At 35.0% G+C, this 21,359-nt stretch carries 21 protein-coding genes; 12 read left to right on the forward strand and 9 right to left on the reverse strand.

Annotated features, from left to right (window positions below; genetic code table 11):
- Positions 1-55 precede the first annotated feature (55 nt).
- The 12 genes from EG348_RS11795 (at position 56) to polA (ending at position 15,025) form a co-directional block, all read left to right on the forward strand.
- Positions 56-1,993 (forward strand): type VI secretion system Vgr family protein, encoded by a 1,938-nt coding sequence (locus EG348_RS11795; RefSeq protein WP_123983309.1) that lies wholly within the window; start codon positions 56-58, stop codon positions 1,991-1,993.
- A gap of 12 nt (positions 1,994-2,005) precedes the next feature.
- Positions 2,006-3,511, forward strand: a complete 1,506-nt coding sequence (locus EG348_RS11800) for a hypothetical protein (RefSeq protein WP_123983310.1) — start codon at positions 2,006-2,008, stop codon at positions 3,509-3,511.
- Between the two features lie 10 nt (positions 3,512-3,521).
- Positions 3,522-4,328: a hypothetical protein gene (locus tag EG348_RS11805; protein WP_123983311.1), complete on the forward strand. Its 807-nt coding sequence runs from the start codon at positions 3,522-3,524 to the stop codon at positions 4,326-4,328.
- Positions 4,329-4,725: 397 nt separating this feature from the next.
- A complete protein-coding gene (gene tssD, locus EG348_RS11810; RefSeq protein WP_072409683.1) occupies positions 4,726-5,136 on the forward strand; it encodes a type VI secretion system tube protein TssD in 411 nt (136 codons plus the stop codon).
- Between the two features lie 241 nt (positions 5,137-5,377).
- On the forward strand, positions 5,378-7,573 hold the full coding sequence (locus EG348_RS11815) for a type VI secretion system Vgr family protein (protein ID WP_123983312.1): 2,196 nt from the start codon (positions 5,378-5,380) through the stop codon (positions 7,571-7,573).
- 8 nt (positions 7,574-7,581) lie between these two features.
- Positions 7,582-8,475, forward strand: a complete 894-nt coding sequence (locus EG348_RS11820) for a hypothetical protein (RefSeq protein ID WP_123983313.1) — start codon at positions 7,582-7,584, stop codon at positions 8,473-8,475.
- Positions 8,447-8,719 (forward strand): hypothetical protein, encoded by a 273-nt coding sequence (locus EG348_RS11825; RefSeq protein ID WP_123983314.1) that lies wholly within the window; start codon positions 8,447-8,449, stop codon positions 8,717-8,719. Before EG348_RS11820 ends, EG348_RS11825 begins: the two co-directional genes overlap by 29 nt.
- On the forward strand, positions 8,709-10,304 hold the full coding sequence (locus tag EG348_RS11830; protein ID WP_123983315.1) for a hypothetical protein: 1,596 nt from the start codon (positions 8,709-8,711) through the stop codon (positions 10,302-10,304). Before EG348_RS11825 ends, EG348_RS11830 begins: the two co-directional genes overlap by 11 nt.
- A gap of 6 nt (positions 10,305-10,310) precedes the next feature.
- Positions 10,311-10,811: a hypothetical protein gene (locus EG348_RS11835; RefSeq protein ID WP_123983316.1), complete on the forward strand. Its 501-nt coding sequence runs from the start codon at positions 10,311-10,313 to the stop codon at positions 10,809-10,811.
- A gap of 32 nt (positions 10,812-10,843) precedes the next feature.
- On the forward strand, positions 10,844-11,233 hold the full coding sequence (locus EG348_RS11840) for a hypothetical protein (RefSeq protein WP_123983317.1): 390 nt from the start codon (positions 10,844-10,846) through the stop codon (positions 11,231-11,233).
- A gap of 116 nt (positions 11,234-11,349) precedes the next feature.
- Complete coding sequence (locus tag EG348_RS11845; RefSeq protein ID WP_123983318.1) at positions 11,350-12,063, forward strand: hypothetical protein; 714 nt, start codon at positions 11,350-11,352, stop codon at positions 12,061-12,063.
- A 112-nt stretch (positions 12,064-12,175) separates the two neighbouring features.
- Positions 12,176-15,025 carry a DNA polymerase I gene (gene polA / locus EG348_RS11850; RefSeq protein WP_123983319.1) on the forward strand — a complete coding sequence of 950 codons (2,850 nt, stop codon included), beginning with the start codon at positions 12,176-12,178 and terminating at the stop codon, positions 15,023-15,025.
- 229 nt (positions 15,026-15,254) lie between these two features.
- Here the strand turns inward: polA and EG348_RS11855 are convergent, their stop codons facing one another.
- The 9 genes from EG348_RS11855 to EG348_RS11895 all read right to left on the reverse strand — a co-directional run bounded on the left by EG348_RS11855 (position 15,255) and on the right by EG348_RS11895 (position 21,320).
- Positions 15,255-15,725: a hypothetical protein gene (locus tag EG348_RS11855; protein ID WP_123983320.1), complete on the reverse strand. Its 471-nt coding sequence runs from the start codon at positions 15,723-15,725 to the stop codon at positions 15,255-15,257.
- A gap of 23 nt (positions 15,726-15,748) precedes the next feature.
- Positions 15,749-16,093: a hypothetical protein gene (locus EG348_RS11860; protein ID WP_123983321.1), complete on the reverse strand. Its 345-nt coding sequence runs from the start codon at positions 16,091-16,093 to the stop codon at positions 15,749-15,751.
- Positions 16,094-16,120: 27 nt separating this feature from the next.
- Positions 16,121-16,519, reverse strand: a complete 399-nt coding sequence (locus tag EG348_RS11865; RefSeq protein WP_123983322.1) for an immunity 22 family protein — start codon at positions 16,517-16,519, stop codon at positions 16,121-16,123.
- Positions 16,520-16,684: 165 nt separating this feature from the next.
- Positions 16,685-17,242, reverse strand: a complete 558-nt coding sequence (locus tag EG348_RS11870; protein WP_123983323.1) for a YdeI/OmpD-associated family protein — start codon at positions 17,240-17,242, stop codon at positions 16,685-16,687.
- Positions 17,243-17,267: 25 nt separating this feature from the next.
- Positions 17,268-17,801, reverse strand: coding sequence for an HD domain-containing protein (locus EG348_RS11875; protein ID WP_123983324.1), 534 nt, complete (start codon positions 17,799-17,801; stop codon positions 17,268-17,270).
- A gap of 124 nt (positions 17,802-17,925) precedes the next feature.
- A complete protein-coding gene (locus EG348_RS11880) occupies positions 17,926-19,074 on the reverse strand; it encodes an FAD-dependent oxidoreductase (RefSeq protein WP_123983325.1) in 1,149 nt (382 codons plus the stop codon).
- A 23-nt stretch (positions 19,075-19,097) separates the two neighbouring features.
- Complete coding sequence (locus EG348_RS11885) at positions 19,098-19,850, reverse strand: DUF6597 domain-containing transcriptional factor (RefSeq protein WP_123983326.1); 753 nt, start codon at positions 19,848-19,850, stop codon at positions 19,098-19,100.
- Positions 19,851-19,860: 10 nt separating this feature from the next.
- Complete coding sequence (locus EG348_RS11890) at positions 19,861-20,328, reverse strand: hypothetical protein (RefSeq protein WP_123983327.1); 468 nt, start codon at positions 20,326-20,328, stop codon at positions 19,861-19,863.
- A 26-nt stretch (positions 20,329-20,354) separates the two neighbouring features.
- Positions 20,355-21,320: a S41 family peptidase gene (locus EG348_RS11895; RefSeq protein WP_123983328.1), complete on the reverse strand. Its 966-nt coding sequence runs from the start codon at positions 21,318-21,320 to the stop codon at positions 20,355-20,357.
- Between the last annotated feature and the right edge of the window lie 39 nt (positions 21,321-21,359).

Genomic DNA, 21,359 nt, shown 5'->3' on the forward strand with positions numbered 1-21,359 from the left:
CAAACCACAAAATAACACTGGGAGATAATGTTTAACCTATCTAAACGCAGATAATATGAAAACAGAATCACAAAATATACTGAAAAGCCCTTCCTACCGTCCGTCACAAAATGCAGACGGTGTATCGGAAAGCCACCACGCCGGGATCAACAGGCTGGTGAAATTATCTTTAGTCATTGAAGGTAAAGTAATCAAGTATTACAAACACTTCAAGCTAAAACAGAGTGCACAGCGCCATCACGAGTTTACCCTTACTTTGGCGCATGATACATTGGGAAATAATCAAAATCATACTTTGGAAGAGGCTAATAAATTCCTTGGAAAACGTTTGACAGCAGTTATTTCTTACAAAGATATAGAAAACAGCCCCGAAAGAACTTTTGTTGGAGTGATCACAGGCGTTGGTTTCAGTCAGGAGAAAATGAGCCTCGGAAATATTGTATTATCAGGTTATAGTCCCACAATTTTACTGGACGGAGCTTCTCATGTTCAAAGTTTTGGAGGTGGCCAGCCTGTCAATATGGGGATTATTGCTGAAGAAGTGATTAAACAGGGAATCGATAAAAACCGTTTTGATATCAGAATTGATGCGAACGATTATTCCCAGATCATTTACAGCAGTCAATATGATGAAACACATTACAATTATCTGGCTAGAATGGCAGAAGCATATGGTGAGCAGTTTTATTATGATGGTGAAGTCCTTCATTTCGGAAAACTTCCGCCTCAGAATAAACCGATCAAGCTTATTTACGGAAGTAATGTCAACGATATTAAGGTTGAATTAAAAGCAAACCATACAAAACCCCAGTTTTACGGCTACAACAGCAGTAAAAATGAAAAACTGACTTCCGGAGCAACGCCGATTCAGCATAAAAGTGATTTAGCAAAAACCGCTTACGAGCACAACGATAAAATTTTCAAGACACCAGCACTTCAGGTGGCTCCGATTAAAGCATCAACGCATCTTGATGTCGAATATTCTCAAAAAAGCACTGCAGGAAGTGAAGCCGTAAATGTTTTTTCATTATCTGGAAATACGACCGTTCCGTTTTTACATCCGGGTTGTGTGGCTGATGTTCAGATGAGAAAAGTTGATTCTAATGAAAGCTCTTATTTCACTAAAATCATGGTGACAGAAACGACTCATGAAATTGATACGATTGGGCATTATACAGGAAGTTTTGAAGGAATCGCTTCAGATACAGGATTTTTACCAAGACCTGAATTTAAAACTCCAAAAGCCGAACCGCAAATTGCAACCGTTATTTCAAATACTGATCCGGAAGGACAGGGAAGAGTTCAGGTGAGATTTGACTGGCAGACGAATGATACCACTCATTTTATCAGAATGATGAGCCCCGACGCAGGCGGAACAGATCAGATCACCCAAAACAGAGGCTATGTTGCCATTCCTGAGGTTGGTGATCAGGTGATGGTTAATTTTGTACACAGCCATCCCGACAGACCTTTCGTAATGGGCGGAATGTTTCATGGCGGAGTTGGATTAGGAGGTGGTGTGGATAACAGAGTAAAATCAATTCAAACCAGAAGCGGTCACCGAGTGGTTTTCACGGAAGATGAAAGCATTATTATTACAGATAAATCCGGTAACGAAATTCACTTGGATACCACAGGAAGCAATATCACAATTACCGCTCCCGAAACCATGACATTGAATTGCAGAAACATGAATATCAATGTCGGTGAAAACATGACGACCAACGTCGGAGTGAATAAAATGGATACGATTGTGATGAATCACAGCGAAAGCATAGGTTCTATGAAATATGTTTCTACCGGAGCAGATTTTATCACCAATGTAACCGGAAAAATGACGGAATTTATTCAGGGAAATAAAGAATCTCATACAGATAAAGACAGACTGCGGGTAGCAAACGGACAAATTACTACACAAAGTCAGGGAACTTTTGAGCAACATGCTGAAAAAGAAGTGCAGAACAACTCGGGACAAAAATCTAATAATTACTAAATCTTTTGTAAAATGGGCAAGGAATCTTACATAGGTGGTGATTATATAGAGACAACCGGAGGTGATGCCAAAGTTTTTGCCGGAAAAAGTATTGTAAACTCTTCTGCAGACAAATTTGCTCAAAAAGGCAAAGAAAAGGGGGTGAGTTATAATGTGAGCGCTCCACCGCCGTCATTGGGGAGTTTAGATCTTATTAAAATTAAAGTAAATACAACTTTTGATATTTGTCATGATGAGGTTGATTCTTTCAGTGAGTTTAAAAATTTCTGGGTTTTAGAAGACAAAGGAAAATATTATCATTGGCTGAATCTGAGATCCAACGCCGCCGACAAAAATAAACCTGACCCTTTACCAATAACGCTTGCAAGTACAGACAGTTTTGTACTGACAGCTACTTTTAAAACAAAAGCACCGCTGGCTTGTAAAATCAGGATAAAAGATGCTAATAATAAATATATTTTTAAAGAACAGCAGCATCCTAAAAAAAATAAGGATGAGGAACATGAGCTAACCTTTACCTGTGATATAAAACCTTATAAAGATACCGTACAGTATTTTGAAAACTTCACCCTCAATTTTGAATATTCAGAAGACGGAACTAATTGGGTACCCATGAGAAGTGTTAAGTTTTGTTTTTATCTTACAATCGGAAATCCGGGGTATGACCAGTTATCTCCTTCATCGGGCAGAGGTGGTGAATATACTGCAGAAGATGGAAACAGAAAGATCATCAATAAAGCAAATAGTAAAGAAAGCATATTAGAAACATTCCTGTATCTTGGCTGTAAGTTTGGAAAAGGATCTAAAAATGCTGATGAAATCATGAACAATGTTTTCAATCACATAAAATCTTTAAATGTTGAAAGAGCCCGTGTGAAAGGAGCTATGGGATATTGGCGAAATACCAGTTCATTACATGCAAGCAGCATGCGATACCGGGGCGTAAGATATTTAATAAAATATGGTGAGGCAAGATGTGGAGAATGGAGTTCGTTTTTACAGGATATCTGCAAGATACAATCTGATAGTTTATTTGTAAGTAAGTTTGATGATTTTGTAATATTCCCAACAGGAACTACAGATAGCAGCGGATATAAAAATTCTCTGTTTTTAGTTAAGGAATGGACTGTAAAAGATCCTGCAGCACCTGTAGACATAAAACAACGGGCACAGGATCTGAAAAACGTTCCGCTGAATTTATTCTGGGATCATGTATTTACCAAATACGGAAACAAATATTTTGATCCTTCTTATGGTTTAACTTCGACTAAAACTTTTCCAAATGATGATGATTTATTAAAAGATTATTCAGGGAAAGCTTTAAGTGGTATTTTATATGGTAAAGTAGACCCTGCCAACCCGCTGATAGATGCTATAGTGTATAAACCACAAACCGGAAAATATATAGAACCGTTTAATGATTATACACTTACTTCGGTGAAAAAGAATAACTATAAATACAAGACCGTGATCACCAACATGCAGAAAGAGCTGACCAAACAGGTTATTCCTAACTAAAAAGAATGTTATGAAAAAAATACTTTTTTTAATATTAGTTTTCTTACTAAATTTTGTTTCATGTCAAACCAATATAAAATCTAATATGAATACAGATGCCGAATTGATATTTACCAAAGAATTAGATAAAAATATTTCTGTTGAGTGCTTTGTCAGCAATGGCAATGATAATTTTGCTTGGGAGTTTAAAATTAAAGGCAAAGAAAATAAAACAGTTGATAAATTCAAGATCAATAAACAAAAATTACAGGAATACAGTCCGTTTGCCAACAGACCTGATTTTTATAAACAGTTAAAAGTGATTTCGGTCTTTAAAAATGGCGATAATCTAGTATTTCTGTTGGATAAATTCGGACAGGTTGATGTGCAGCTTTATTCTTTATCGGGCAACGGTTCCAAAACAATTATTCCTGTAAAAAAATATCAATTGTCGCCAATGGACACCGAACTGCTTGGAGAAGATTTTCAGGATGTGAAGTTGGTTAATAATACTATTTACGGTCTTTCAAAACACCTCAGAGGAAACAGCGGATTGTATTATATTTCGATGATCAATCTTGAAAGCAAAAAAGCTTTGGAAGCCGCAGTAAATGTTTCTTCTAAAGATTCTGTAGTAGATCAAAAAGGCGATCATAAAACGATTGTTCAGTTAGAAGATAGCTCTTCTAAATCCACAGGTTTTGGGTTTAAATTTTTGTTGTTAAATAATGACCTTGTAGATATCGAAAAGAATAATTCAAAATTTATTCTCACAAAGATCAGCTTCAAGCCTTCCAATATTGATAAAACTAAGAATATCAATAATATTATAGAATAAATTGATTGAAAGTTTTAAAGAATACTAAAAATGCCTTATTTCTAAAATAGGGCATTTTTATTTTAAAGATAATTTTTAAAAGATTTAAATGTTCTGAAAGTAAAAAAGAATGTTAATGAACGTTAATTCTATCTTAAATAAACCTTAATATTTCCCAATTTAGTGTGAAAATATGGATGAATTCACTTTTAACAAATTTCTATGAAATACCATTAATAAAGAAAATTATTAATAATTTTAAGTCAAATGTCGTAGAATTACTACATCAAATCGTAGAAATACTACAAAAATTCAGATTAGGGTTTAAAAGCTTTCACGGTATCAGTAAGGGGTATATCTTTGCTACATAATCAATCACCAAATCACAAAATATTATTAACGATTAAAATTTACAAACATGGCAGCAAATTCAAGAGGAATCTTAAAATTCAACGGTAGCGAAGGACAAAAATTATTAAAGCTAAACTATAGCGTATCAAGATCTACAGACGTTTCAGGACGTGTAGCATCAGACCCTTCAAACGCAATTATCAAACTTACAATTGAAGCTACAGAAAAATCTGACATTCTGGAAAGCTTACTAAACGGAAAGTACAAGCCTACAAGCGGTGAGATCACTTTCAACAAATCTCACGAAGAAGGTACATTAATTACTTTGAACTGGGAAAACGGATACGTTATTCAGCACGAAGTAGACTTCGACGCAGTAGACGAAAACAGTATGTTGATTAGCTTCATCGTAAGCGCAGAGAAGATCAACTACGGAAACTCTGCTTACGAAGGTATCTGGCCAGGAGGCACTAACTAACAGTTACAATCATCTTAGTAAAAATAAAATTGGTACAGAATAGTGCGCTCCTCAAAGAGTGAGCTATTCTGTTTTTTTTTTGAAAATAAATTATTCCAGATTTTTAATATTTAATATGCTGTAATTCAGTTGTTTTTAAGTTTAAAAATATTTGATTAATTAAAAGTTTATTTGATTTTTTTATCGAATAAATTTTAGCATTTAAAACACATACACACCAATTAACCAAAATCACAAGGCTATGTTTCAGGATGATAATACGCCAAAAACTCCGACACCCAAAACCGGAAAGCCATCTGTAACCAAAGAAATGGGTGAAACGGCAAAAAAACAGGCTGTAAATAAAGCTACCCAGAAAATTCAGGAAAAAACAAACGGAAAAATTCAGAAAGCAACGGAAACTCTTGCAACGGCTCAGGCTTACACAGGAATTGCTCAAAATGCTTCCGGAATGTTTATGAATCATGTAAAACAGGCAAATATTCCAACTTTAGTTGAAGATAAAGTCTGGTCTAAACAGCCTACCTCCAAAATACACAACGCCTATGCAATCCCTGAAAGTCAGGTTTTAGGCATCAATCGCGTGGTAAAACTTGACATTATTATTGAAGGTAAGGTCATTAAACATTTTAAGCATTTTAAATTAAAGCAAAATGCAGTCAAACACCACGAATTTGATCTGATGCTTGCTCACGATTCCTTAGGAAATGCAGAAAACCATAATTTAGAAGAAGCCCAAAACTTTTTAGGAAAACGAATGACCGTTATTTTTAAATATAAAGATGTTGAAGACGGTCCCGAAAGAAGTTTCGTCGGCGTTATTACAGAAGTTGGTTTTAGTCAAGAAAAAGGAAGTCTGGGAAATATTGTTCTTACAGGTTTCAGTCCCACAGTTTTGTTGGATGCAGCTCCACACATTCAAAGTTTTGGTGGAGGTCAGGAAATAAGCCTGAACAGTATTGCTGACCAAGTCATCAAAGAAGGGTTGGGTCAAAATAAATTCGATTTCAGAGTAGATTCCCAACACGGCAATGTTTCTTACAGTTCTCAATACGAGGAAACCCATTACAATTATCTGGCAAGAATTGCTGAAGCTTATGGCGAACAGTTCTATTATGATGGTGAAGTTCTTCATTTCGGGAAACTTCCGCCACAGGAACAGCCTGTAAAACTCACTTACGGAAGCAGCGTAAATGATGTTAAAATAAAAATGAAAGCCCAGCATGTAAATCCCACTTTTTATGGTTACAATAGCAGTAAAAATGAAAAATTAACGACAGGAAATTCGAAAATAACTCATACTTCAGATATTGCAAAAAGAGCTTATGAAATTTCAGAAAAAACATTTCAAACACCATCGTTAAGGGTTGCTCCAATCAAGGCATCTTCTTTTATGGATATTGATGCTTCCCAAAAAGGCACCGCAGGAAGTAAAGCTTCTAACGTATTTGTAACCTCGGGAACAACGACAGTTCCGTTTTTATATCCGGGATGCATTGCAGACATTGAAATGCGTAAAACAGATACCAATCAGACTTCTTATTTCACGAAATTAATGATCGTTGAAGTGAACCATGAAGTGGATGCAAGAGGTTATTACACAGGAACTTTTGATGCAATTGCTTCGGATACAGGATTTATTCCGCGTCCTGAATTTCAGTTGCCAAAAGCCGAACCTCAGTTTGCAAAAGTGATTTCCAATACCGATCCGATGAATCAGGGACGTGTTCAGGTTCAGTTTGACTGGCAAAATGGCTCAACCACAACAGAATTTATCCGCGTAATGACTCCGGATGCAGGAAGTAGTGATAAAGTGAGTAAAAACCGAGGTTTTATGGCGATTCCTGAAGTTGGAGATCAGGTAATTGTGAATTTTGTTCATCAACATCCCGACAGGCCTTTCGTAATGGGCGGAATGTTCCACGGAGGAGTAGGAGGCGGTGGCGGACAAAATAATAACATTAAAAGTTTAAGCAGCCGAAGCGGAAATAAATTAGAACTAGATGACGGTGCAGGTTCGGTATTTTTAACGGATCAAGGTGGCGCAAATATGAAGTTTGACGGTGCCGGAAATGCCACAACCAATGCTAACAATGATAAAACAGTTTCGGTAGGAAATAATAATACGGTGAATACTGGAAGCAAAAACATAATCAATGTCGGAAGTAAAGATGGTGGCGGAGCAAATTCTATGTTTTCTATGGATAATGCAGGAAATATTTCATTGGAATGCGATACCAATATTACCATTAAAACCGGGGCAAGCTCAATTACATTAAATACCGACGGTACCATTATTCTCAGTGGAAAAATAATTGGCATCGGTGCTGAGGGAATCGGAATTGCAGCTTCTAAAGGCGTTGATGTTTCTTCTCCGGCCAACCATATCGGTGGCGGCCAAACGAAAATAGACGGCGGTGATGCTTTTATTAATTAAAATTTGATATGAGTAATTCATTTAAAATAAAAGAAAAATTCTCTGAACAGTACACGCTGATTATAGATTCAGATATTAAAGCAGTGAATGTTCACATGACTTCCCGTTCTCAGTTGAGATGGGATTTTAGTGTTTTGAAAGTGGAAGAAGATTTTGTTGAGGTTAAAATCATCATGCTGGATCATATTTTACTCGAAGCTAATAATCCGTTGATTAAAGAAATTGCGGCGTTAACCAATGCTTTTTCAAGGTTGTACAACGAATTACATTTGAGAATAAATAATGATGGAAAAGCCATTCAGGTTTTAAATATGGATATTATCCGTTCAAAATGGAGCCAGACAAAGGCTGAAATGGAAAAAATTGCCGAGAATAATCCCGACATCAAAAATGCCATTGTTTTAAATGATAATATTTTTCAGAATCAGGAGAAATTGATCGAAGGAATTCAGAATAACGAATTTTTCCTGATGTATTTCAATAAAATCTATGGAAGAAAAGTTCCGTCAGGTTTTAAAGATAATGCTTTGAATTTTTTCAATTCTGCTAACGTACATTGGAGTTTTAATCTGAAAAACAGTACGAATCCATTGCTTTCTTCAGACGAAATGATCGTAGAACTTTCCGGTGAACCTTCCATTTTATTGAATATTGGATTTTACAACAGAGCATATGTTCAGTTCGCCAATCAGATTGATACAAGTAAACTCCAAACTTCATTAAATGAAGATGGAATTTACAGATTTGATGAAATTACAGGAAGAATGATCGAAGCTTCGTTAACAAGAGAAGAGATCGCCGATCCTGAAAACCTTTATACAAAATTGAAGTATACATTTTATAGTGATGAAATTTTTAAATATAAAATGTCCAATGAATACCTTACAAAAGAACAGTCTTGATATAAAAACTTTTAGCAAAGGGTTTTCTATAAAAAATTATCATTTTGAATTTAGGTTCAGACGTGATAAGCAAAATAGTGTCAAAACCTTTTTTGTTTTCATTGAAAAAGGATATAAGAAAGAACAGCAGGAATTTATATCAAAAATAGGTTATGGCCTCGAGCATCAAACCATTAATAATAGAAATAAAATAACAGCCCATACAAGAAAACAAATCTTAAAAAAAACAGGCTATGGGGAATAAAATTATAACAGAAAAAGATTTCTGGATGTGTTCCAGCGGAGCAATGCCCGCCCAGTTACAGGGAACCAGAAAAAGTAATAAAAAAAGTTCGGGAGACGTCTATATTACCGTTGCAGATACCGCAACAAGCAGTTGGATAGATTTCGGATGTACTAAAAATATGTTGTTGGCTGCGATTTTAACAGCCGTTGCGGTTATAGTCGTGGTCGCGCTAATTGTCGGAACAGGAGGTGTTGCTGCCATCGGTTTAATGGGAATGATGGCTATTGGTGCCGCAGCAGGATTTGCCGGAGGTGTCATTGCAGCCGTGGACGGAGCATTAAAATGCGGACAAAAAAATGCAACCGCCAGAACTTGGGACGGAAGTAAAGATAATATGCTTCTTACCGGAACTCCCGCAATAACAGGTGACCGAACAATGACCTGCTCTATCGGTGGAGTCGTAAAATTTGCACCCGAAATCAAAAGCTGGACGCATGCTTTGGCTTTGGGTGGATTTAATTATGTCACTCAATTGGCTGGATGTGCTTTAGGCGGTGCCGGTGTTGGAGCCGGAGGTTTTCTGGTTGCTGGTCTTGCGGGCGGCTCGCTTGCGCTCGCCGCGCCCAGTCTTCCCAGTGTATTATCGAATGTTGCAGGAAGTTTTACAGGGATTTGGGGCGGAAGCCGAGCTCTTTTTGGTTTAAATTCTTTAGCCAACGAACATGCATATGGAAATGTTCAGGATGCGGGAGATGCCGGATCGGCTTTGGTAAATGGCGGTATTCCAGAAATTGGAATGGGACAGCGTATATTTTCAGGGCAGGCACAGCCTTCCGATTACCTTCTTTTCTTATATTTGTTAAACATAAGAGCAAAAGGCCCTAAACCTCCTGTAGAAGAACCAAATGCCGGTGGTGATAAAGATGGAAGCACGCCTTCTGATAAAGACGGGAATAATACCAAGAAAGAAGAAGGAAATCAAACGCCTGAAGATGAGGGAGCAAATGGAAGCAAAGGGCAGGGGGAGAATAAGACAAAACCTAAAGATGGAGATGAAGGAAATGCGTATGAAAGCCCTCCTAAAACACCTGCAGAAAAATTAGTAGAAGCTACAGAGGCAAAGGCAAAAGAAATAGTAGGAAGTCAAAGCGCTTCAGAAAGAGGTCCTTGTCTGTCCGGGGTATATGATCCGGTTACAGGAAAAACTTTTTATGGTCAAAACTTTAAAACTAATGCTACAGGTAGAGCTGCTTATGAAAAATGGTTAACAGACCCTCCTGAGCTAGGTGGAGCAGATCCTATCATCAAACAAAAAGTTGCTGACTATGAGGCGAAAATTAAAAGTGGTGAGATCAAACCTCCTGAAACGGCTGATAACAGATTGGCGGCACATTCAGAAATAAGAGCTTATGATCAGGCTTTGAAAGCAAGAAGGGAAGCAGGCTTACCAGTTGATGAAAATTCAATCAGAGAAATGGATCTTCATAATAGGGATCTTCAAAATAATGCAATTAAAAATAATGGCGGAACTCCTCCACCTAAAGTAAGATGTCCACACTGTGGTTTCTTAACTGATGGAATTAATACACACGGACATAATTAATAAATTATGATTAATAAAGATATAGAATTGAGACTTGAAGATATTGACGATCGTTTATTTACAAAAAATGATAGAAACGGTTATGCTGTATATTTTTTAGACCAAAATTTAACCCATCCGTTTACGGGAGAGATTTATGTGAAATTTAATGATACAATAGAATCCGAAGCTGAATATAAAAACGGCTATAAAAACGGAATTGAATACATCTATAATTCAGAAGGAAATTTAGAACAGACCAATGAAAATAGAGGAAATGTAATTTTCGGAATTTCAAAAGAATATGATGAAGATGGAAATACGGTGATTGCCAGTATCGTCTATAATAATGACTACCTTAGATCTGTAGAATCTATCGGTAATAAGATTCAGGAAACAAAAGTTTATGATGATAAATTCGGGGAATCTTTACCGGAATATATTCAGAAATTATTGAAATTATCCAATGAGGAAGTATTTAATTATGAATTTAAAATCAATAATCCTTATTTAAATTATAAAGATTAATTTAAAACAAAACCAGCCTCAAATATTTAAATATGAAAAAACTACTCTTAACTGTTATCATAGCAACTTTCTCATTATTATCAACTGCAAATGCCCAAACCAATCCGCTTGCGAAAACAACTTGGGAGGTTGAAAAAATGAACGACGACGGAAGCGCTATTTTAAAAAAAGCAAAATGGATCAAATTTCCTGATGAACAGCCTAAATTTTATTTTCTTCAGTTTGAAGATAGAAAAATCCACAACGGAAATTCATGTTTTCACATGATAGGAACGTACAGCATGTATGAAAATAATCAGGTAGATATCAGCGAAGGATCAGCAGATATGTCCAGCGGTTGCGATGAACCCAAAACATTGAATGGAACCTATCAATTTAAAATTGATAAAGACCGTCTTGAACTCACTCCAGTTAAAAATTAAGTCTGCACTTTTTGATTTTGAACTCAATCATTTTATCTGAAGTAAAAGATTGTATTTCATTTGTTTAAACATTGGTATAGTTTTAGTATGTGAGATTAATAGTAAAAACATACACAATGAAATTAAAATTGATCGCTGGTGCAATAGCAGTAATAGCTTCTGTATCTGCCTGCAAAAAAAATGAACCTAAGCCGCAATCAGAATCCGTTAAAGATTCTACAGCGCAAACAACAACTAAAACTTTATTAGACAGTTTTAAACAGAATAAAGACGAAAAAGCTTTCTTAACAAGTTTATACAAAAAACTGGGGCAGCAGCCTAAAGATGATAAAGGAACACCTTACCGTTTGATCAAAACTGAAGATATAAAACTTCATGGATCGGATAAACCATACACTTTGGCTTATGTAGACGAGATTGATGGATCAATGGCAGGTTGGCCCTATAAAAATCTTTTTATTTTGGATGATAAAGGTCAGATAAAAGGAAATTTCTTAACACAAAAATATGAACCGGTTGCTGTTTTTGAAAACCAATCGCCTTTATTAATGATCACTGAAGAAACTTCCAAAGCAAATGGAATTCACCATTTTATAGGAATCAGTAAAGACAGTATTAAGGAATATTTGAATACTAAAGACTGGACCATCCAAACAATTGATGGTAATAATTATTCACCAAAAATATTACCTTTTGAACTGAAAGATGTTAATAATGATAAACAAAAAGACATCATTTTCTCAGGTCAGAAAAATAATAAACCTTTTACAATGTCTTTCGTTTGGGATCCTAAAAAAGAAGATTTTGAAGTGGATCAAACCAAAAAATAGAATATTATCCTAATAAAATACAAAAGACCGTCATACTTTGGCGGTCTTTTTTTGAATGTAAAATGAGATCAAAAGAAAACACTTTTTCTTATATTTGTTCATTATAGAAAATATGGAGGCAACACAAGATAAAAGGCTATTTCTCATCGATGCTTATGCGATGATTTTCAGGGGATATTACGCATTGATCAGAAGTCCGAGAATAACGAGTACAGGAATTGACACATCTGCAATTTTTGGATTTACCAATTCTTTGATCGAATTGATCAGAAGAGAAAGACCTTCTCATTTGGCCGTCGTTTTTGATGTCGGACAAGCAAGTGTAAGAACAGATGATTTTGCAGAATATAAAGCCAACAGAAGCGAAACTCCGGAAGCTATTAAGATTGCTATTCCATACATTCACAGGATTTTAGAGGCGATGCACATTCCTTATTTGGGAGTTGAAGGTTATGAAGCGGATGACGTAATAGGAACCATTTCATGTAAAGCAGAAAAAGAAGGGTATACCACTTTTATGGTGACTCCGGATAAAGATTTTGCACAATTAGTAACCGATAAAGTTAAGATTTACAAGCCTAGTTTAAAAGGAAGTGAAATTGAAATTCTGGGTGTTGAAGAAGTTAAAGCTAAATATGAAATTGAAGATCCAAAACAGGTAATCGATTTCTTAGCAATGATGGGAGATGCAGTAGATAATATTCCTGGATTGGAAGGTGTTGGAGAAAAAACTGCTATGAAATTCCTGAAAGAATTCGGAAGTATTGAAAATCTTTTAGCCAATACAGATAAATTAAAAGGTAAGCTTAAAGAAAAGGTGGAAGCTTCTGCCGAGCGAGGAATTTTATCTAAAAAATTAGCAACTATTATTTGTGATGTTCCCGTAGAATTTCATCAGGAGCAATATGATCTTGAAACTCCGGATTTTGAAAAAGCAAAAAAGGTTTTTGACGAGATAGAATTCACAAGGTTGTATGAAAATCTTTACCGTGCTTTTGCACCTTCTCAAACAGAAGTTGTGGCTAAAGATGCTACTGCAAACGGTGAAGAAGTCTCTCAGCCAACAGAAACTCCTCAACAAAAAGTAGCTAAGCAAATTGGTCAGCTAGATCTTTTCGCCAATTTTGAAGAACTAGACGAGGCAACTTCAACAAAATCCACTATTGTAGAAAACGAACATTTATATCAGTTTGTGGATAACCCTAAGGCTCAGAAAATTTTAGTTAAAAATTTATTGAACCAAAAAGCAGTTTGTTTTGATACAGAAACAACTTCTCTGAACGAACTAGAAGCCGAATTGGTCGGAATGAGTTTCTCCTATAAAAAAGGGTTGGCATATTATGTTCCTTTGTCTGAAGATCAAGGTGAAGTATTGCAAACACTAGAAATTTTCAGACCGTTTTTTGAAAAAGAAGATTTGTTGAAAATTGCTCACAATCTGAAATTCGATTATAAAATTCTAAAGCAATACGATATTACCGTTAAAGGAGCAATGTTCGACACAATGATTGCACATTACCTTTTAAATCCTGACGGAAGACACGGAATGGATTATCTTTCAGAAGTTTATTTAAATTATAAACCTGTTTCCATTGAAACTATTATCGGTAAAAAAGGAAAAAATCAGGGAACTTTCAGAGATGCAGATCTGAGAACGCAGACCGATTATGCTGCGGAAGATGCAGACGTAACTTTCCAGTTGTATGAATTGTTTGCGCCTCAATTAAAGAAAGAAAATTTAGAAGATTTATTCTTCAACATAGAAATGCCGTTGATGGAAGTTTTGGCTAAAATGGAACTGTCCGGAATTTCTCTGGACGAAAAATGGCTGGCTCAGGAAAGCATCGACCTTGAAAATGATTTAAGACAATTAGAAGCTAAAATATTTGAAATTTCAGGGGAAGAATTCAACATGAATTCACCAAAACAATTGGGAGAAGTGTTGTTTGAAAAAATGCAGCTTGACCCGAAAGCCAAAAAGACCAAAACAGGTCAATATGCGACTTCGGAAGATGTATTGCAGAAATTGGCTTCAAAACACGAAATTATTCAGCATATTCTTGAATATAGAACGTATCAGAAATTAAAATCGACTTACGTTGATGCGTTGCCATCACAGATCGATAAAGATGATCGTGTTCATACCAATTTCTCACAAACTACGGCTGCAACAGGTCGTTTGGCAAGTGTAAACCCGAATTTACAGAACATCCCGATCCGAACATTAAGAGGTCAGCAAATCCGTGGAGCGTTTGTTTCAGCAGAAGGAAAGAAGATTATTTCTGCCGATTATTCTCAAATTGAACTTCGTTTGATTGCTGAGATTTCGGGCGAAGATAATATGATCAAAGCGTTTCAGGATGGTGAAGATATTCACGCTTCTACCGCTGCGAAACTTTTTAAAATTCCATTGGAAGAAGTTTCAAAAACTCAGAGAAGTCAGGCAAAAACAGTAAACTTCGGAATTATTTATGGTCAGGGTGCGTTTGCATTGGCAGAGCAGACCGGTTTGTCGAGAACGGAAGCCAAACAAATGATCGAAGCCTATTTCGAAACCTATCCAAAGTTAAAGCAATATATGGCTGAGCAAGTCAATAAAGCCCGTGAAATGGGGTATGTTGAAACTATTTTAGGCAGAAAACGTCATTTAAAAGATATTAATTCCGGAAACTTTGTTGTAAGAGGTCACGCCGAAAGAAACGCTGTAAATGCTCCTGTTCAGGGAAGTGCTGCTGATGTTGTGAAAATGGCGATGATTAAAATCCAAAAAGAACTGGAAAAAGAAAAACTTCAGACAAAAATGTTACTTCAGGTACATGACGAATTGGTGTTTGAAGCTCCGATTGATGAGGTTGAAGTCGCTACAAATATCATTAAAATTGAAATGGAAAATGCTATTGAAACGCAGGTTCCTTTGTTGGTGGAGATTGGAGTAGGGAAGAACTGGCTGGAAGCGCATTAGGAATACATACCTTTTATAAATATAAAAAACCTTCCGCGAAAGTGGGAGGTTATTTTTTTATAAAATTAAATAAGATATAATTTTTTAAATTATCGTCTCCTGGAAGGACTACTTCCATCTTTTCGCGTATATCCTTTTATACTTACTGATCCTCCAGAACTTGAACTATTAAAATACTTTTCATGGTGATTTTATTTAAGTATTCAAATGTATACAATACACTTATAAATTAATTACGGGATTCCATAATCATTTTTATTTCTTTAAAATGTAATAAGATAACAGAGAAACAACCCAAAATAATAACCGGAAACAACGACTGCGAAATCGTGTAATGTATTTCTTCATTGAAGAGATAAGTACTCCATGAAGATTCTCTTTCCACGAAAATGGTATAATTCCAGAATAGCCATACAGCAGCGAGAAGAATAAATTCTATTACCATTTTCAGGTATAGATTCTTGAGTAATGAAAATATTGAAAACAGAATAGAAAGAAAAAAGGCTGTCATCAACGAAATAAAGAATGCATCTTCAAAAAAACTGCATTCTAAACAACTACTCGAAGTGTTATCCGAAAGCCTTCCCATTGCAAAGTATGTCTGCAAAAATGTTGCAATAAATAGGATAGAAAATGCAATTCCATTCTTCTTTAAAAATGAAATGATTGTAGTTTTTAGGAAGGTGATCTTTTTTTTCAAGTGCTGTGTTTTTATGTTTTTAATTATTCCGAATCCGGAATTTGATATTTTGTATCAGTTAATAGTTTGCTGTTAGAAAGGCTTATAGGATTTCCGTTCATATTATATTTCCAACCAAGATTTATAGCTTCTATTATTTTTTCTTTAATCATAACCGGAGTTACACTTTTAATATATTCATCACCATAACCATAAGACCTACTGAAATTAACATTTATAAATAATAATTGTCCTTCACTTTCATGCTGAACAGGAATTGAGTATTCTTCATTGTGTGCCTCATTATGTGAAATTTTTCTTCTTATTTTCCAATAAAAAATCTCATCATTTTCATTGATCTTTCTAAGCCCTTTTTTTGAAATTGCCATTTTATAAAGAATAATTCTTGAATATTTCTAAACACTAAACTCAATCTTCCCAAGATAAACCAAGCTAAACATCTCATCTTCTACAGAAACAGGTTTTGCAATTTGTCCGCTACTTAGGAAGATCAAAGAGTTAATATTAGACTTAATATCCAATTCATTGATCCTGTCCACTAAAGTCGGAAGCCATTGATCAGCAAAAGAATATTCTGAAAATTTATCATAGATGTTATTGTTGGTATGATCAAAACCATATTCTACAAAATCATAATCCAACCAAATAGTATCCTGAGATTCTGCAAATTTTGAATTATGGGTTTCATCAGATTCTTCTTCCACATAAAAATCTTCATCTTCATTCACGAAGTCTTCAAAATCTTCTTCACTGCTAAAATTTCCTATCCAAAAATCTAATATTTGTGTATCCATAAATGTTCTTTACTAACTTTATATTGCTATTTATTTGAGTATTAATTGATTATTTAAAATGAAAATAACCATTGTAACTGACTTCAAAGTTATAACAATATTTGTAAACCATTCATTAGAAAATACTTGTATTAGGCATTTTAACTTGTATTTAAATGATATTTTTTATTGAACTCTTTTTCCCGCTTCACTCCCGTTAATTGTCTTCTCCAGTCTTGAAATTCTCGTTTTTTCCTGTTTAGCACTCATGATCCAGTGAAGCATTACTTTTTTATAAGATGGAGCCTGATTGTTGAAAAAATCCCAGGCTTTTTTGTTGGATTTAAACTGTTTTTCATACATTGGATCAAGAACAGCCAGTTCTTTTTCGTGAGAATAAATGGCAGATCTTTCTTCTTTTCTTAGTTCAAATGCTTTTAAACCTTCAGGCTTCATTAATCCAGCTTTGGTCAGTTCTTCCACTTTTTTGATGTTGATAACACTCCAGATGCTTGTCGGTTTCCTTGGTGTAAAACGGTTGCTGTAGCTTTCTTCGTCAATAGATCTTCTCACACTATCTATCCACCCAAAACATAATGCCTGATCAACGGCTTCCGACCAGATCATAGAAGGTTTTTTAGTCCCGACTTTATAAAATCCTACCAACAGTTCTGTTTCAGTTTTATGGTTTTTCTCAAGCCATTCTCTGAAGTCGTTGGGCGTGGCAAAAAATATTGCTTCCATTTTTATGTTTTTAATAGGTTGCTCTCTATTGATTATACTCCTTGATTTTCTGTTCCAATCTTTTTTCCAGATACTCATTTCCACCATGAAGTTCTTGGAGAATGATTTCGGCTTCCAGCTTATATTTTTTGATCTTTTCTTCAGACCAGTGAGCGGGTGGTGGTTGAAGATTAGTAATTCTGTCCGCCAATTTTACAGCCCAAACTTCTTTGGGAAGCTTTTTGATACGATTCAGGCTATCCATCATTCTTTCATCTTTTTCCAGATCCGAATTTTTTGTTAAAGCTAAAACACCATCAGCAACAGGTTGACTAAATTTATTTTTAAGTTCTTCGTATGTGGTTGGAGTATCTTCCAAAACATCATGAAGTAAAGCAACCTGAATGGCAAGTTTACCATCAAAATTCTCTGATCTTTCGGAAGCTAATAAGATTTCCATAACAACATTACTCAAATGCACAACGTAAGGAAGATTAGTTCCCGGAATGGTATGGTGTTGGTCTGTATGTTTATTCGCTGCAAATTTTATAGTTTTCTGATAAATATCCTGAATGCTCATATTTGGTGGTTGTTCTTTTTCTAATTATTTTATTTCGTAAAATAATTTATGATCTAATATAATCATTTTATATTTTTTAGGTTTCGGGCGGGAGCAAAGCTCCCGCCCGAAACCTAAAAAATATTTAACCTCCACTAAATATCTTCATAAGATTCTCAATTGCATTTTCAGAATGCATCAACACCGTATTTTCTAAGGTCAATCTTGTGATTTCGGAAGCTCTTTCCAGCATTTTCTCTTCATAAGATGAAATGGCAGATTGTACATCTTTAAATTCATCATTTGTCAAGCATTCAGCCAATTCATAAGCATCCTGCATTGCCATGTTGACACCTTCTCCTGCGTAAGGAGGCATTCTGTGTGCAGCATCACCAAGAATGGTTATGTTGGGAAGAGTTTCCCATTTCTGATCAATAGGGTAGTGATATTGTGGACGGGGAATGATCGATATTTCATCACTTTCAAATAATTCCTGCCAGATTTCATCCCACGAGCCGAATTCTGTTTTAAACCAATCAGAAACCTCTTTTTTATTATTAAAATCAATTCCTGAATCCTTTACCCAATTTTCACCCACTTTACAGCCTGTATAGAAAGTTAAAGTTCCGTCTCCTTTTGTACTGAGCAATAATGTCTGTTCGTTATCCAAAGCGAAAATTTTACCACCATTAATGAGTTTCCAAATTTTTGGTGCATTTATTTCAGCATTATAAATATTGCCCTCAACCATTGTTACTCCGGAATAAATAGGTTGAATATCTGTAATATAATGACGGATTTTAGAATTTGCTCCATCTGCAGCAATCACGATATCTGCATCATAAGATGTACTGTTTTTGAAATGTAATAACCAGCCTTCCTCATATTTTTCCATTGAAATAAAATGACTGTCCCAAACCACCGTATCAGGTTGTAAAGATCCTAATAATATTTTACGGAGTGGAGCTCTGTCAATTTCAGGTCGGTCTTCGGAATGAGAATTTTCTTCAGAATGTTCGTCTAAATAAATATTCAGATTTTTATCTAATACTTTTAATTTTCCGGCATCAGGGCGAAAATTTGTTTTAAAATCATCCATTAATCCTGCTCTTTGAAGGGCTTCCAGACCGGATCCTTCATGCAGATCCAAAGTAGCTCCCTGTACACGAACCTCTTTGTTGAGATCTCTTTCATACACTTTTACATCAGCATTTTTTAACTGTAAAAGTCTGGCTAAAGTCAATCCTCCGGGACCACCGCCAACAATGGCTATTTTTTTATCTTGTATTATCATAACGTTTAAATTATGATGCAAAATTACTTTTCAGGAAGAATTGAAAATTGTATAAATCGGTCGTTTTTATTTTGATTGAGTTCTTTCGGAAGAAATCCGGAAAGTTTTTTAATCTCTTTAATGAAATGAGATTGATCGCTGAAATTCTGTTCAGGAAATAATTTCCCCTCTTTAATATGTTGAAAAGAAGCTCTAAAACGGAGAATTCCACAATATGATTTTAATGAAATACCAAATTGCTGGTTAAAATAACGGTTGATCTGTCGTTCGCTCCAGATTACTTTTTCGGAAAGTTCTTTTACGGTTAATGAGCCTTTCTCAGAATAGATCAAATTAAACAGTTTAAGTTTTCTTTCATCAATTTTTTGATGATAAAGTTCGTGCTGTATATTTTCGGATGCTTTTTGACAAAATTTTTCAAAATCATTTAAGTCATTGTCTGAAAAACTCCAGAAATTAAGAGGTAAACTTTTGGCATTATTTAATAATTCAGAAACGGAAGTATGAAGAATGTATTCTGCTGCCAATAAATTAAAACTTACAGCGAACATTTTAGTTTTTTCAGCAATTACAATTTGTTCGGGATGCGTACAGATGCCCAATAACACAATGTGAAAAGGTTCTTGTAAGGACTGAGAAAAGATCAGATCGATCCTTCCGTCGGGTAGAAGAATAACTTCCTTATTTTCCGACGGATTATCCAGCATCCAGAAACTTTCAACAAAGTCTTGAAGCGATGCATCCGGTTGGCTGGATTGATAAATTAAACTGCTCATTAAAGCAAATTTACTTAAAAACTAAAATAGTATAAGGCTCGTTCTTTTGTCCTGCCGGTGGGAAAATAAACCTAATGTGAAGTTTATTTTTAAAATAATCAACAAAGGTTTCTCCACCGGGAATTTTTCCGGTTTCGGTTTTTTTGTAGCCTAAATCGATTATTGTTTTTAAGTATTGATCATACTCGCTTTTATTTTTAAACTGAAACTCAACCCGGTCTGCCGATTTTTCATTTGTATATTCAAATTTTCCGATCTTGTATTGAAAATCCGGACTGTCATATTCATATAAATTGAATTCTGAGCTTTCAGTTTTGTCGTAATAAGAATATTTCAGTTTTTTAATTTCAACTTTAAATGAGGTCATATCCATTTTGTTGAATTTTTCGAGCTGATCTAATGAAAAAGCCTGTCCAAATCCCTGAAAATGCAGAACTAAGATTAATATAAGTGTTGAGACTATTTTAAAATGATTCATGTGAAATTAATATTTTAGAATTTGAGTTATAAAGATTTTATTTTGGTGATATAATCATTTAATTGATCACTTTTTACTTCAATATCAGCAGGAATTCCTCTTCCAATTTCTTTGTACGGATATTTTGTCCGGTCAATTAAAGTTCCTGTCGTAATCACTAAAAAGGCATTGTCCGGCAATTTGAACTCCGAATTATCTGAAGTTAATCCTTGCGTATTACAGCCTACAATTTTTACATTTTTCTGTCCTTTGAAGCTAGCCACAACAAATTCTCCTGAACTTGCGGTTTTCTTATTGGTTAAAATATAAATAGGCTTATTTTTATTTTTGATCTTGATGTCCGAAATAGGAATGACTCCTATTTTTTGTTTCCCGAAATAAATACCATCATTTTTACTCATAAAAAAACTTATCGCCCCTGAATTATCCATAGATCCTGATGCATTATTGGTATCTAAAAAAGGACGTGTCGATTTTAACATGGGAGAAAACATTCCGCCTTCATTATCCCTAAGATCAATGATCCAAAGCTTTGGGTTAGCTTGATCTAATTTTTTTACTTTATCAAAAAATGTCTGTACATATTCATTCCAGTCATCCTGATTCATATTTCCGATGGCGGGTACCGTGATATAAGCCATGTTATGATCGATCAGACTGTCTTTTGGATAAGGAAATTCTATACCAACATCTTTAAATCTTTTTAAATAAGCTTCAATGACTTCAGGTTCATAGAATTTTGAATGATGATCGCCTAATTTTCCAAGAATATCCCTAATGATAGGGTAGGTTTCTCTAATGGTTTTCTTTTCGTTAGCTTGTTTGAGATACGTTTCTTTTATTGCTGTCCAATCAATACTCTTTTTATTAACGGAATTCTGCTCCATTAGCTGAATGGCTTTTTCAACATAAGAGGTGGGAGTTTCCTGTGAATATATTTTGCCTGTAAAAAGGAACAAGCTAAAGAGGGTGAAGAGAAGAATTCTTTTCATAGGTATTGATTAGTTTTAATGAATCGAAGATACTTATAA

Source organism: Chryseobacterium sp. G0201, from assembly GCF_003815655.1.
GTDB lineage: Bacteria > Bacteroidota > Bacteroidia > Flavobacteriales > Weeksellaceae > Chryseobacterium.

Bases quoted from the DNA above. Each gene is read 5' to 3' on its own strand.
- EG348_RS11795 (WP_123983309.1), top strand. From the start codon at position 56: ATGAAAACAGAATCACAAAATATACTGAAAAGCCCTTCCTACCGTCCG.
- EG348_RS11800 (WP_123983310.1), top strand. From the start codon at position 2,006: ATGGGCAAGGAATCTTACATAGGTGGTGATTATATAGAGACAACCGGA.
- EG348_RS11805 (WP_123983311.1), top strand. From the start codon at position 3,522: ATGAAAAAAATACTTTTTTTAATATTAGTTTTCTTACTAAATTTTGTT.
- tssD (WP_072409683.1), top strand. From the start codon at position 4,726: ATGGCAGCAAATTCAAGAGGAATCTTAAAATTCAACGGTAGCGAAGGA.
- EG348_RS11815 (WP_123983312.1), top strand. From the start codon at position 5,378: ATGTTTCAGGATGATAATACGCCAAAAACTCCGACACCCAAAACCGGA.
- EG348_RS11820 (WP_123983313.1), top strand. From the start codon at position 7,582: ATGAGTAATTCATTTAAAATAAAAGAAAAATTCTCTGAACAGTACACG.
- EG348_RS11825 (WP_123983314.1), top strand. From the start codon at position 8,447: ATGAATACCTTACAAAAGAACAGTCTTGATATAAAAACTTTTAGCAAA.
- EG348_RS11830 (WP_123983315.1), top strand. From the start codon at position 8,709: ATGGGGAATAAAATTATAACAGAAAAAGATTTCTGGATGTGTTCCAGC.
- EG348_RS11835 (WP_123983316.1), top strand. From the start codon at position 10,311: ATGATTAATAAAGATATAGAATTGAGACTTGAAGATATTGACGATCGT.
- EG348_RS11840 (WP_123983317.1), top strand. From the start codon at position 10,844: ATGAAAAAACTACTCTTAACTGTTATCATAGCAACTTTCTCATTATTA.
- EG348_RS11845 (WP_123983318.1), top strand. From the start codon at position 11,350: ATGAAATTAAAATTGATCGCTGGTGCAATAGCAGTAATAGCTTCTGTA.
- polA (WP_123983319.1), top strand. From the start codon at position 12,176: ATGGAGGCAACACAAGATAAAAGGCTATTTCTCATCGATGCTTATGCG.
- EG348_RS11860 (WP_123983321.1), bottom strand. From the start codon at position 16,093: ATGGCAATTTCAAAAAAAGGGCTTAGAAAGATCAATGAAAATGATGAG.
- EG348_RS11865 (WP_123983322.1), bottom strand. From the start codon at position 16,519: ATGGATACACAAATATTAGATTTTTGGATAGGAAATTTTAGCAGTGAA.
- EG348_RS11870 (WP_123983323.1), bottom strand. From the start codon at position 17,242: ATGGAAGCAATATTTTTTGCCACGCCCAACGACTTCAGAGAATGGCTT.
- EG348_RS11875 (WP_123983324.1), bottom strand. From the start codon at position 17,801: ATGAGCATTCAGGATATTTATCAGAAAACTATAAAATTTGCAGCGAAT.
- EG348_RS11880 (WP_123983325.1), bottom strand. From the start codon at position 19,074: ATGATAATACAAGATAAAAAAATAGCCATTGTTGGCGGTGGTCCCGGA.
- EG348_RS11885 (WP_123983326.1), bottom strand. From the start codon at position 19,850: ATGAGCAGTTTAATTTATCAATCCAGCCAACCGGATGCATCGCTTCAA.
- EG348_RS11890 (WP_123983327.1), bottom strand. From the start codon at position 20,328: ATGAATCATTTTAAAATAGTCTCAACACTTATATTAATCTTAGTTCTG.
- EG348_RS11895 (WP_123983328.1), bottom strand. From the start codon at position 21,320: ATGAAAAGAATTCTTCTCTTCACCCTCTTTAGCTTGTTCCTTTTTACA.